The sequence below is a fragment of the Siminovitchia fortis genome (assembly GCF_003605365.2).
GTDB lineage: Bacteria > Bacillota > Bacilli > Bacillales > Bacillaceae_C > Siminovitchia > Siminovitchia fortis.
In genome coordinates this window covers 44,109-57,232 of record NZ_QYTU02000009.1, presented here as the reverse complement: position 1 = coordinate 57,232, position 13,124 = coordinate 44,109, and the positions used below count along the sequence as shown (strand labels likewise).

Below are 13,124 nucleotides of genomic sequence, written 5' to 3'. Positions count from 1 at the left end.
AAAAAGAAGGTGAAAAATAATTGTCTATTGACCGGAAGCAGCAAATCATAGGGGCAGCAACAAATTCTTTTTCCTTATTCGGCTACAAAGCTACGACAATGGATCAAATAGCCAAATTGGCCAATGTCGGCAAGGGAACGATTTACACTTTTTACAAAAATAAAGAAGAATTGTTTCATGAAATCATTTCTTCCTTAATTCATGAAATGAAAGTATCAGTGGAAAATATCATACATGAAGATTTATCTTTTTATGAAAAGGTGGATCGTGCGCTTTTTAAGTTACTGGAATACCGAACAGATCATCAACTGATGATAAAGCTCATCCAGGAAGAAAAAGAAATGGGAACCCCGGCTGTTAAAGATGTCGTCCAAAAGATAGAAAATACGATTGTCCAGTATGTTGGAGGATTCGTCCAAAAAGGAATAGAAAAGGGCGAAATTAAACCGTGCGATCCCGAAATCACAGCTTTTGTGATTTTTAAGCTTTATATTGCCCTCATCTTTGACTGGGAGAAAGTCCGTAAGCCGCTGGAGAAAGATGAAATATCGAAGCTGTTTAAATTGTATTTGTTAAATGGGTTATCCAAAAGATAATCCTTTATTTAAAGTGGATATGACCAAATGAATGAAGTGGTCATAATTTATTTTCGTGAAATGACTAAATGAACATAATGGTCACTTGTTTGAAGGGGGAATAATGGTGTATGCAGAAATCAAGCTTTTTATCTGAATGGAAGCAAATTCTGGCAAATAAAAAGGTGCTTATCCCTATCATTGCAGTTGTCTTTGTTCCGTTGATGTATGCAGGGATGTTTCTTTGGGCTTTCTGGGATCCCTACGATTATTTGAGGGATTTGCCTGTTGCTGTCGTGAATGAGGATGCGGGGGCCGACTATGAAGGCGAGAATTTGGAACTGGGAAAGGAATTGGTTGATAAGCTAAAGGATAATGATCAATTTCAATTCCATTTTGCCACGAAAAAAGATGGTTATCGGGATTTGGAGAATCGGAAATATTATATGTTGATCGAAATTCCGAAGAATTTTTCGGAAAATGCAACTACCCTGATGGATGAAAAACCGAAGAAATTGGAACTGAAATATGTACCGAACGAGGCATATAATTTCCTTTCCTCTCAGATCGGGGAAACGGCGGCAAAAGAAATCAGGGCCGAAGTTGCCAAGGCCGTTACATCCACTTACGCTGAAACGATGTTTGATAAAGTAGGAGATGTGGCAGATGGCCTTGAAAAAGCCAGCGACGGCAGCGGGAAATTGGATAAGGGGGCAAAAGAGCTGGCAGACGGCTCCAAAGAGCTCAAGGACAATTTGGAGGTTCTGGCATCGAGTTCGATTGAATTTGAAAATGGAGTAACAAAAGCACGTTCCGGAACAGATGAACTGGCCGATGGTTCGAGGACTCTTGCCGGCGGAATGGATCAATTATCAGATGCCAGCAACAAGCTTGCCAGTGCATCCAAAGATGTTGAAAAAGGATCCAAGGCCCTAAATGGCGGCATTTCACAGGTTGAAAACGGTTTGCAAGAGGTCAACGGGAAAATGCCGGATTTAGTGGCGGGTACAGGAAAAGTCCAAGATGGTTTAAAACAGCTCCAGAATCAGTTGCCAAAACAGATGGCTGACGCTATCGGTGCAAAAATCAATGCAAGCAGCGGAGAGATGAATGCCGGCTTGGATCAACTGAATCAGGGAATCAAAGGCAAGCTGGAAAATGACCTTGTGAACGAATTATCAGGGCAGCTTTCTGCAGGGGTTGCAAAGGGAGCTGCCAACAACATTGAAAACATGCAAAAAGAACAGATGAATAAACTTTCTCAGGCGCTATTGGATAATGGAATTCCACAAGAAAAAGTCCAGGGAATCATTTCTCAAGTAACTGCTTCTTCCCCTTCGAAAGAACAAATTGAGCAATCAATGGCGAATCAACTTAAGCCGCAGGTAGAGGCAGGCATTAAGCAAGGAATGAGTCAAGCTACTGCAGGAATTGATAATGCTTTTAGCCTGTATAAGGGTGAAGTAAATAAGAAGCTCGGCGGATCTACTGCAGGTCTGGACAAAGAAATCCAAAAAGCGATTGATCCGGTGTTTGATCAATTGTCAAATGGTCTTGGAACCATCCAATCCGGCCAGGTTGCCCTTCAAAAAGGCGTCAGCCAATTATCGAATGGGGCAAAAGAACTTAGCGATGGATCTTCCAAGTTAAGCAGCGGCCAACAAGAGTATGTTAAGAACATGGAATTATTCAGACAAAAAATGAGAGAAGCAAATTCCGGTGCACACCAATTGTCAGATGGTGCCAATGAGTTAAGCAACGGAATGGGGCAGTTGGCGGACGGTTCATCCAAAATCAAAGACGGATCACAAAAACTGGCCGATGGTTCCGGGAAGCTTTCAGATGGGACATCTGAACTGCATGATGGAACTGCGGAGCTGCATGAGAAATTGAGTGATGCGGCAGAGGAAGCAAGCTCAGTAGAAGCCAATGATGATACGTATGATATGATGGGAAACCCCGTTAAGGTGGATAAGGAAGAAGTAAACCCGGTTCCTAACTACGGTACAGGTTTTGCGCCATATTTTATATCACTGGGATTATTTGTTGGTGCTTTATTGATGACGATTGTCTTTAATTTAAGGGAACCTGCCATAAAACCACGCAATGGCATTGCCTGGTTCCTGGGCAAATTCGGAGTCGTGGCTGTTACAGGAATAATACAGGCACTTTTGGTAGATGCTGTCTTAATATTTGGATTGGGGATTGAAGTGAAAAGTGTTCCATTGTTCATTTTCGTATCCATCATTACAAGTATAACCTTTATGACAATGATACAGCTCCTCGTCACAACACTGGGAGATCCGGGGCGGTTCATAGCGATTGTCATTCTTATTTTGCAGCTGACAACAAGCGCAGGTACATTCCCGCTGGAATTAATTCCAAAGATGCTGCAGTCATTCAATAACCTATTGCCGATGACCTATACTGTCCAGGCATTTAAAGCGGTCATTTCAAGCGGGGATTACTCATTTATGTGGCATAACATCGGAATACTGGCACTATACATTCTTGTCTGCACCGCGTTGACTGTCACATACTTTATTATCAAAAATAAAAAAACAAACAACCAGCATGCAGAAACTGCGGCATAAGTAAAATCGAAGACAGGTATTACGGATTGTTCGTAATACCTGTCTTTTTTGGTGTATGAAAAAACTGACAAGCACAGGTTTGTCAGTCGTTTATTTTGTCTAAAAGTTCATAAAGGTCGCTCAGCTGCTGGATTTCATAGGAGGGCTCTACTTCGCTCCGCTCTTTTTCCTCTCTGTTAATCCAAACAGACTTGATACCCGCACGATTGGCTCCGAGGATATCCGTATTTAAGTTGTCGCCTACCATGATTACTTTGTTTTTTTCTAAAGAGACCAGAGACAGGGCATGTTCGAATATACCTTTGTCAGGCTTTCCTTTTCCGTAGCCGCCGGAAATGACGATATGGTCAAAGTATGGAGCGAGCTCCGGGGTGATGGCCAGCTTAGTATTCTGCAAATCTGGTGATCCGTTTGTAATAAGCACGAGAAGGTAATCCTTTTTCAATTCGTCGAGTACCTGGAATGTGTCCTCATATACGAATGGAACTTTCCTTCGGTTTTTTGGAAAAAGTTCGCCCAGCTCGGCGCCCAAATCCGGATCATCTACGCCCAATTGCTTTAATCCCAATGTCCAGGCATTTTTGCGATATTCCGGAACAATTTTGCTCAGCTTTTGAAAATCCTCTGTCTCGTCGCGGAAGTCCCCCCACAAGCCTTCAAACGGATTGATGCCGATCATTTGGGTAAAAGGATAAGTTTCATAGGAAGAATAGAGTTCTCTTGCCTTCTCCCGAACCGCTTCTTCCAATTCATCCGGATTTAATCCGCACCGTTCTTCAGCCGCTCTGCACGTTGCGGCAAATGCTTCTTTTACACTTCTTTTATCCCATAAAAGTGTATCGTCCAAATCAAAAAAAATTGCCTTAATCATTATTTTCCCCACTTTGAATTATAATTAAATCTACCACCATTTTACCTATAGAACAGATAAAAGTCATTGGCTAAAAAATTGGGTTAATCGGAAAAAAGTTTGGAAAAAGGGTTAAAAAAGTCTTCCGCGGCCTTGGTCAATGTGGAAAAACAGCACCGTAGACTTCTTCATACACCCATTCATAGTCAGTTTGTACCCAATTAGGGAAATGATCAAGTAACCTTTTTCCGTCTCATCTGCGACACTGGTGAATGTCCTTTCAAGACAATGGCACTCCTTTTAAAATATATGGAAAACTTTTGTTTAATACACTCTCTCTATGGAGGGCTTATGTAAAGGTGATCATTCCAAACCCCAGGCAGTAAAGATTTATGGAATTCTCTTTTGCAGGCAAATATTACTGCATGTGAGGAACTAACGGAGAACTCGTATGTTGTGAGTGTTGGATATGTTGAAAACTCGTTGATTACCCAACATGAAATTGTATATACTGTAAGCAGGAGGTGGGATTCTCATGTCTCAAGAACATGAAGAAGAAGTATTATGGGAAACAGTCGCCATTTTAAAAGAGCAAAACCATTCTGAAAACGCCTTGGTTTTATTCAAAAGACTGATTGAAGGAACATTATCAAAATTAGGGCTCCCAACAGCATTTTTAGATGAAGTGAAAATAGATCTGCCCTCCAACGAGTTCATAATTCGCATTCGTGCACAAGATAAAAAAATTTACGAATCCCTAAAAAGTAAAGACACTACGGCAGCTTACGAAAACCTGGTGGATTACGTTGAAAAACTTTCCGAAGTGATTCCTGAGTTAGACCGAAAGGGAATTCTGGCCAAAATTATAGCCGGACAAACGCAGATGCGGGTGTCTGTTATGCCAAGTTCGGCTACAACTATACCACTGCAGGAAGAAGTGGACTATGCGAATAGTTATAGTACGCTTGAAGCTGCTAAAATTATCGGCGTATCTGATCAAACGATTCGGCGTTGGTGCGAAAAAGGGAAATATCCGGATGCTAAAAAAACAGAAGGCAATCGTTGGCGTATTCCAAAAAAATATTTCAAAATCACTCTTGAAGAAGCAAGAAAGCGGAAAGCCTTTGAACATCAGCTAAATGAATTCAATGCCCAATATGGGGAGGTTAATGACGATGACTTCCTATAATTCATCCTCCCCAATTGTTTTGCTTGATACAACTGTACTTTGTGGAGCCATTCGAGGAGAAGGAATCAACCGTCAAATACTAACCATGGCAGCTCAGACCATTGATTATCGAGTGGTTATCTCAAGAGTATGTTTAATGGAATTCCTGCGAAATGCAACACATGATGGAATCGGTGGGGCTATTTATCCAATTGAAATAGTTGAAGGTTTCTTGAATCATTTCGTTTATCCCATCCTGGAAAATTCCCCTGCTGTAAATAGCAGGGTTGGTCGTCACCATTGGGAAATTGTCAGGCGAAACGAGATGAAAATTGGAAAGGCCCTTGCAGAAATCAGTGAACTTTCAACTGAAAAGGCTGTTCTTTTAGCCGAAGAAAACGGATTGCAGAAGCCGTTACGTCAGTATGATGAACAAGATGTTCATGTCTGGGTAACGGCTATTCAAGAGAACTGTTCATACATAGTGACGAATAATACTAGACGCTTTCCTGAAACGATTGGAAAGATTAAACGAATAAAACCTGGTGAATTTTACAATATGGTGATAGATTAATATGTTCTTAGTTAAAATCGGGTTTTTTAATCATATTTACCTTCTTTTAATGATAAGGGCACCGATCCCTACTATCCAAATATACGAAAAGAAAAATATCCATAGATAAAGAATTGAAATAGACTCGTATCCTAATAGCGTAAAAACTGCTAAAGCCACAAATAAAGATGCTAAGGAAATATGTGATGAATATGCAAAAAAACGGAAAACATTGTGGATGACTCGTTCATCTGCTTCGGGCAAATTATCTTTTTTTCGTTTTTGTTTAATTACTTGAATTACTGTCAAAATAATAGTTGCTACAAAACCACCTGTAAGTACCTCATACGGAAATTCACCTTGAAAAAAATAGAAAAGAAATGAACCCAGAACAGCACCTATAAAAGTACAAGTTATAATAAAGAATGGCGTCCATTTTTCTAAAATTCTTCTCCGTTTTTTTCTGTCTTTTACACTCATTTGTCATCCTCCTCTAAAGTAAATATTTCATCGATTGGCATATCAAAATATGCAACTATTTTTAATGCTAATTCAAGACTGGGATTATACTTGTTTTTTTCAATTGCATTTATAGTTTGACGAGTGACTTGCAGATCCTCAGCCATTTTAATTTGAGTTATCCCCTTCTTTTTGCGGATTTCTCTAATATGGTTAACTACTGTCATTAATCAAACCTCCATATAAAGTAAAGATACCTTTACATTTATATTGGCAAAAAACCGAGTGAATGTAAAGATACCTTTACGTTCACTCGGTTTTTTGCCACACAATTATCCGATTTATAATACAGTAATCATTGTCCTTTTTAGGGTATTTTCACTGAAAAACTCACATTTCCCAATAACGCCGAAGCAAATAGGAGATCCATTTACAATGAGGGTGGTGGCGGATATTCTCCAGCAAGCCTTTCACGATGGCGGGGCTGAGGGCCGGCTTCAGCAAATGTTCTTTTAACAGGACAAGTGATTCTTTTTCGATTGAATCTTCCATTTCCTCCATCTTTTCTTGAATCAGTTCAAGAATTTGTTCTTTCGTTGCTTTTTCGCTTGCCGGACAAACCTGCGCTATTTCTTTTGTAATAAAGGGAATGGTCGTATGCCTTGCCAGTATATTGGTTTTTTCCACAAGCGATTGGGAAAGCAATTCTAAATCAACCGGTGCATCACTGAATAAAAGAATCTGTGAATAAGTATTCAAAAATCCCTTGATGCAATAGATTAAATCATATTTGGCTTCTTTGATTTCCTCGCGGTACAACCGTTCCACTATGGTTAAAATTACTTCCTCGAATGATTTTTCATAGGTGCGCATTTTATTTACAAACTTTTCATCAAGTGTATGCATCTGCTCCTTAAGAAATATTTTGGCGAAGTCCGAGTGCTTTTGAAAAGAATCAAACGTTGCCTGATAAAAATCATATAAGAGAGTCTCATTTTCTGTATTTCTGACCAAGTAGTCAATTTCTAATAAATCCTGCATCGTAAAATGATCAAGCAACTCTAATATCAATTCGTCCTTCGACTTGAAGGACAGGTAGAATGCACCTTTGGAAATGCCGCAATGTTCTGTTATTTGCTGAACAGACGTAGATTCAAATCCTTGCTTGGCAAAAAGCTCCAATGCCTTCTCCATGATTAACTGTTTTTTTGCCATTTTAATCGATCGCTCCCCGGGTATTCATTGACAAATGACCAACCGGTCATTATTATAGGAAACGGTAAGGAAAAAGTCAATTTTGGGCAGGTGTAATTGTGAACGGGTTAGTCAATTTTGTCTTAAAGAATAAACTTGCGGTATGGCTGTTAACAATCATCATTACGGTATCCGGTATTTACTCGGGGACACGAATGAAAACGGAGACGATCCCGGATATCTCCATTCCTTTTTTAATGGTAACGGGTGTATATCCAGGAGCGACTCCTGAACAGGTAATGGAAGAAGTCTCCATGCCGATAGAAAAAGCGACAGAAGGCCTGGACCATGTGAAAGCTGTTTATTCCAATTCCTATTCCAATATGGCGAGCATCCAGGTGGAGTATGAATATGGGATCGATATGGATGAGGCGAAAAGGGAATTAAAATCGGCTTTGGATAATGTTGAATTGCCGGAAGGGGCAGAGGAGCCGACAACATCCGCCATCAGCATGAACATGATGCCGGTTATTGCCCTGAGTGTCAGCAGCTCAAAAGAAGATATTGTTGAATTAACGTCAACAGTAGAAGAAGGTTTGCTGCCGAAAATCGAAAAGCTTGATGGAGTGGCCTCCGCTACCATCACCGGCCAGCATATCGAAGAAGTGGACCTCACGTACGATAAAGCGAAATTGGATGAATTGGATTTGACGGAAGATAAAGTCAAAGAAATGATCCAAGCCAGCAACATGGACGTTTCATTAGGACTTTATGAGTTTAAGGAAGGCGAGCAGGCTGTTGAAATTGACGGCAAATTCATGACTGTCAAAGAATTGAAGGATATGTTAATTCCTGTCACGCCGTCTGCTGCCAATCCATCGCCATTTGTGAAGCTTGGCGACATCGCAAAAGTCAAGACAGTCGGGAAGGTTGAATCGGTTTCCCGTACAAACGGAAAAGATGCCATTGCAATTCAAATTGTCAAAGATCAGCAGGCGAACACGGTTGATGTTGTCAATAAAGTAAAGAAATTAATTAAAGAAGAAAAGTCGAAGTATGATGGCCTTTCCATTGATGTAACGCTTGACCAGGGAGAACCGATCGAGGATTCCGTGGCAACGATGATTGAAAAAGCGTTATTTGGCGGATTGATCGCTATACTAATCATCCTTCTTTTCCTCCGGGATTTTAAATCAACGCTTATTTCGATCATATCAATTCCAGTATCAATTTTCATGGCATTAATGCTATTGAACTGGTTGGATATCACGTTGAATATTATGACGCTCGGTGCGGTTACGGTTGCGATTGGCCGGGTCATCGATGATTCGATTGTCGTTGTTGAAAATATTTACCGGCGCTTGCATTTGAAAGAGGAAAAACTAAACGGCCGCGCACTTATACGCGAAGCGACCATCGAAATGTTCAAACCGATTATGTCATCGACATTAGTGACGGTTGCTGTCTTTGCTCCGATGATTTTTGTCGGCGGAATGGTCGGCGAATTGTTCATGCCGTTCGCCTTGACAATGGCCTTTGCGCTTGGGGCCTCGTTGCTTGTGGCGATTACCATTGTGCCAGCTCTTTCGCATTTCTTGTTTAAAAAGAAGTTGTATGGCGAAAAAACCGAAAAAAGCCACAAAGGTCCCGGGAAACTGGCAAATGGGTATAAGAGATTTCTTAATGGGGTTCTTAACCATAAAATCATTGCGTCAGTGCTTGCGATTGCTTTACTTGCGGGCAGCTTGGCGTTAACGCCGCTTATTGGTTTCAGCTTTTTGGGCAGCGACGAAGAAAAAGTGATGTATTTAACGTACACGCCAAAAGCAGGGGAACTGCGTGAGGACACCCTGGAAAATGTTAAAGTTGTTGAAGATAAAATGCTGAAGCGTGATGATATTGACATTGTGCAAGTGTCTGTCACAGAAGCGGGGGATCCTTCCGCTGCCATGATGGGCGGAGGCGCCGGCGGAGCCTTAATGTTTTTGATTTTTGACCCGGATATGGAGAACTTCCCAGAGGCAAGGGAAAAAATAGAAAAGTATGTAACGACGCTTGATCAATCAGGAACTTGGAAAAACCAGGACTTCTCGTCAATGTCAGGCACCACCAATGAGGTGAGTTACACACTTTACAGCGAAAACTTAAATAAACTGAACGAATCGGTTGAACGGGTAGAAGACATCATGAAGAAAAATGATGGACTTAAAGATGTTTCTTCCAGTGCCGAGGAGGCTTTTGTCAAATATACATTTAGGGTGGAACAGGCTGAATTGCTGAAATACGGATTGACAACAGGGCAGCTCGCAATGATGTTAAATCCGCAAAAAACTAAAGATGTCTTGACGACAGTGGAAAAGGATGGAAATTCTTTAGATGTCATTGTTCAGCAAGAACAAGCGGATCAGCCGGATACTGTAGATGAACTTCTGGATAAGAAAATTCCAACAGCGCTTGGTGATACAGTGCCGCTTTCAGATCTCGTCAAAGTGAAGAAAGGATCCACGTACAATACACTTGACCGCAGTAAAGGCGAATATTATGCAACGGTTTCAGGGAAAGTGAAAGGCGATGACATTTCTAAAGTTACTTCACAAATTGGTAAAAAAGTAGATCAATTGGATCTGCCAAAAGGCGTGACTGTCGAAACTGCAGGCGTGCAGGCAGATATGGATGAAACATTTACACAGCTTGGCATGGCCATGCTGGCAGCGGTCGCCATTGTATATTTCATCCTTGTTGTTACCTTCCATGAAGGTGTTGCGCCATTTGCTATTCTTTTCTCACTGCCATTTACCGTAATCGGAGCTTTTGCCGGCTTGTTCCTTGCCGGTGAAACCATCTCAGTCTCCGTTATGATGGGGTTATTGATGCTGATCGGTATTGTTGTGACGAACGCCATCGTTCTGGTTGACCGGATTGTCCGAATGGAACGGGCCGGATTGACAATGCGCCAGGCGGTATTGGAAGCCGGGGCAACGCGTCTCCGCCCAATCCTGATGACCGCAATTGCTACAATTGGCGCGCTGATTCCATTGGCGCTTGGCAATGGCGGAGGAGGGTTGATTTCAAGAGGTCTTGGAATCACCGTCATCGGCGGTTTGGCAAGTTCGACATTACTCACTCTGATCATTGTGCCAATCGTATATGAAGTATTGTCTAAGTTATTCAAGAAAAACCGCAGAGAAATAGAAGAGAATTAATAAGAAAAGCGCAAGGCGCGCAGCCTTAGGCGACAAGCATAAGACAAGCGCTGAAGAAGGCGTAGTTTGTCTTCATCAGCGATTGACTTATGACCTCGAACCGATGGCGCCTGAAGCTGGACATATCATATCTCATTCTATATAGAAGATTCAGCCAAAATTTTATACCTTCTTAATGGGCCCTGCAGGTGAATGCCACTTGCGGGGCTTATTTTTAATGTGCCTGTGAACATAAATTTAGGGTATCCTATGCAAAAAGGAGCGTGAAAAGCATGACTTCATTTTGCCCGGAAATCTGGCCGGAGGATCCTGCGCCCGAATCTCAAAAAGACTGCCGTGAATGCGGGTTGTACCAGCAGGGATCACGGATGGTTTGGGGTGAGGGAAACGCAAAGGCACCCATTATGATTATCCTCGACAATCCCGGCGCCCGCGAAGACCGCGAAGGGAATCCGATGGTCTGCGGGACGAGGCAGACACTGCAGAAAGCGGCACATGAAGCCGGTTTGGATAAAGACGAGCTATACGTTACATATATTTTAAAAAGAAAGCCCGTACGCGCTTACGACAAGGAGAAGACACGTACAATCTGCATGCGCCATCTGGACGAACAGATTTTTAAACACAAGCCTGAACTCATTGTCTGTTTGGGGAACGTAGCAGTACAGTGCTTCTTCCGAAATCCCGAGCTCGATGTTAAGGGGTTGCGGGGAAGCTGGTATGAGGTCGACGGCTATCAAACAACCGTCGCTTACCATCCTCTTGCAGCCAGGCGTCGTCCCAATCTATATCCGCTGCTTCTGGAAGACCTGCAGCTTGTAGCCGCGAAGCATCATGGTCCTGCGGGTTAGCAGGGCTATGTTAATTTGTCGTGCAGGCAAGGATTCGTTTTGAATAAGGGTTAAGGAGAAAGAGGCGGTTTCGTGTAAATGGTCCCGCTTCTTTTTTAGGAAATTCACACGTAACTTATTGTTTAAAGGGTATAATACAAGGACAAAGACAGATGCTGGATCTTATGGATGTCTATATAAAAGTGCAGTTAATATTACATTGGAAAGGAGAAGCTATGAAAAAGGAAATAGGATGGAATTTTGACAATAGTTATGCCCGCTTGCCGAAAATGTTTTTTTCCAGCATTAATCCGACTCCTGTAAAATCGCCGGAATTAGTAATATTGAACGATCCATTGGCAGAATCATTAGGGCTGAATCCGGAAGCGCTAAAAGGTGAAGACGGCGCAGCGGTTTTTGCCGGAAATGAGATTCCGGAAGGGGCGGAGCCGCTGGCCCAAGCTTATGCCGGGCACCAATTCGGGCAATTTACAATGTTGGGTGACGGCCGTGCGGTACTGTTGGGAGAGCAGGTGACGCCAAAAGGCGAAAGGTTTGATATTCAACTGAAGGGTTCTGGCCGGACGCCATATTCTCGCGGAGGTGATGGCCGTGCGGCGCTGGGTCCGATGCTGCGTGAATGTATCATCAGCGAAGCCATGTATGCATTAGGGATTCCCACTACCCGCAGCTTGGCGGTTGTGACAACAGGTGAACCGGTATTTCGTGAAACGAGACTGGAAGGCGCCATCTTAACACGTGTGGCGGCGAGTCATTTGCGTGTCGGTACCTTTGAGTATGTTGTCAGATGGGGCGGCGTTGAAAACCTGCAAATTTTAGCGGATTACGCAATTAAGCGCCATTATCCGGAGATTGATGATGATGAAAATAAGTATCTTTCTTTTCTGCAGGAAGTGATCAACCGCCAGGCCGCGCTTATTGCGAAATGGCAGCTAGTCGGCTTTATCCATGGGGTGATGAATACCGATAACATGGCCATCAGCGGAGAAACAATCGACTACGGTCCGTGTGCATTCATGGATACCTACGACCCGAAAACAGTATTCAGTTCGATTGACTACCAAGGCCGCTACGCATATGAAAATCAGCCATTGATTGGCGGATGGAATCTGGCGAGGTTTGCTGAAACACTGCTTCCGCTATTGCATGATGACAAAGAAGAAGCTGTAAAACTGGCACAGGAAAAGGTTTCCGGTTTTAATGAAATCTTTCAATCACACTGGCTTGCAGGAATGAGAGCGAAGCTCGGCCTGTTTAATGTTGAGGAAAAGGATGAAGAATTGATCAAAGATCTCCTCAGCTTAATGGAAAAGCACCGTGCAGACTTTACGAACACTTTTCTTGCTTTAACCCGCAATAAATTTGATGAGTCGAGCCTTTTTAAGACGGGTGAATTTGCACAATGGAAAAAGCGTTGGGAGGCAAGGTTGGAAAATCAAGAAGAATCGAAGGCTGATTCACATAAGTTAATGCAAAACAGCAACCCTGCCGTGGTCCCTCGCAACCATCGCGTGGAAGAGGCGCTGGAAGCCGCGGTGGAAGAAGGGGATTTAACTATAATGGAGCGGCTTATGGAGGTACTGTCCGATCCTTATGAGTATTCCGCGGAAAAGGCTGAATACACAAAGGTACCGGAAACGAACATCCCTTATCAGACATTTTGTGGCACTTGAATAA

The 13,124-nt window shown here is 42.5% G+C and carries 11 protein-coding genes; 7 read left to right on the top strand and 4 right to left on the bottom strand.

The window, feature by feature from the left end:
* The first annotated feature begins 20 nt into the window (after window positions 1-20).
* Both D4N35_RS06180 and D4N35_RS06175 read left to right on the top strand, forming a co-directional pair.
* A complete protein-coding gene (locus D4N35_RS06180; protein ID WP_120071511.1) occupies window positions 21-596 on the top strand; it encodes a TetR/AcrR family transcriptional regulator in 576 nt (191 codons plus the stop codon).
* A gap of 110 nt (window positions 597-706) precedes the next feature.
* The gene (locus D4N35_RS06175) at window positions 707-3,169 is read left to right on the top strand and encodes a YhgE/Pip domain-containing protein (protein ID WP_120071509.1); all 2,463 of its coding nucleotides are present in this window, start codon (window positions 707-709) and stop codon (window positions 3,167-3,169) included.
* Window positions 3,170-3,251: 82 nt separating this feature from the next.
* Here the strand turns inward: D4N35_RS06175 and D4N35_RS06170 are convergent, their stop codons facing one another.
* Window positions 3,252-4,040, bottom strand: a complete 789-nt coding sequence (locus D4N35_RS06170) for an HAD family hydrolase (RefSeq protein WP_120071507.1) — start codon at window positions 4,038-4,040, stop codon at window positions 3,252-3,254.
* A gap of 514 nt (window positions 4,041-4,554) precedes the next feature.
* On the opposite strand from D4N35_RS06170, the gene D4N35_RS06165 reads away from it, so the two are divergent.
* Window positions 4,555-5,208 (top strand): helix-turn-helix domain-containing protein, encoded by a 654-nt coding sequence (locus D4N35_RS06165; RefSeq protein ID WP_120071505.1) that lies wholly within the window; start codon window positions 4,555-4,557, stop codon window positions 5,206-5,208.
* Complete coding sequence (locus D4N35_RS06160; protein ID WP_164876300.1) at window positions 5,195-5,761, top strand: PIN domain-containing protein; 567 nt, start codon at window positions 5,195-5,197, stop codon at window positions 5,759-5,761. The genes D4N35_RS06165 and D4N35_RS06160 overlap by 14 nt, the downstream gene beginning before the upstream one ends.
* Window positions 5,762-5,797: 36 nt before the next feature.
* Here D4N35_RS06160 and D4N35_RS06155 read toward each other — a convergent pair whose 3' ends face one another.
* The 3 genes from D4N35_RS06155 to D4N35_RS06145 form a co-directional block, all read right to left on the bottom strand.
* A complete protein-coding gene (locus tag D4N35_RS06155) occupies window positions 5,798-6,220 on the bottom strand; it encodes a hypothetical protein (RefSeq protein ID WP_120071501.1) in 423 nt (140 codons plus the stop codon).
* A complete protein-coding gene (locus D4N35_RS06150; RefSeq protein ID WP_120071499.1) occupies window positions 6,217-6,426 on the bottom strand; it encodes a helix-turn-helix transcriptional regulator in 210 nt (69 codons plus the stop codon). The genes D4N35_RS06155 and D4N35_RS06150 overlap by 4 nt, the downstream gene beginning before the upstream one ends.
* Before the next feature lie 163 nt (window positions 6,427-6,589).
* The gene (locus D4N35_RS06145) at window positions 6,590-7,414 is read right to left on the bottom strand and encodes a TetR/AcrR family transcriptional regulator (protein WP_120071497.1); all 825 of its coding nucleotides are present in this window, start codon (window positions 7,412-7,414) and stop codon (window positions 6,590-6,592) included.
* A gap of 98 nt (window positions 7,415-7,512) precedes the next feature.
* On the opposite strand from D4N35_RS06145, the gene D4N35_RS06140 reads away from it, so the two are divergent.
* The 3 genes from D4N35_RS06140 to D4N35_RS06130 all read left to right on the top strand — a co-directional run bounded on the left by D4N35_RS06140 (window position 7,513) and on the right by D4N35_RS06130 (window position 13,120).
* Complete coding sequence (locus tag D4N35_RS06140; RefSeq protein WP_120071494.1) at window positions 7,513-10,596, top strand: efflux RND transporter permease subunit; 3,084 nt, start codon at window positions 7,513-7,515, stop codon at window positions 10,594-10,596.
* A 272-nt stretch (window positions 10,597-10,868) separates the two neighbouring features.
* Window positions 10,869-11,447 (top strand): uracil-DNA glycosylase, encoded by a 579-nt coding sequence (locus D4N35_RS06135; protein WP_120071492.1) that lies wholly within the window; start codon window positions 10,869-10,871, stop codon window positions 11,445-11,447.
* A gap of 215 nt (window positions 11,448-11,662) precedes the next feature.
* Window positions 11,663-13,120, top strand: coding sequence for a protein adenylyltransferase SelO (locus D4N35_RS06130; RefSeq protein ID WP_120071490.1), 1,458 nt, complete (start codon window positions 11,663-11,665; stop codon window positions 13,118-13,120).
* Window positions 13,121-13,124 lie beyond the last annotated feature (4 nt).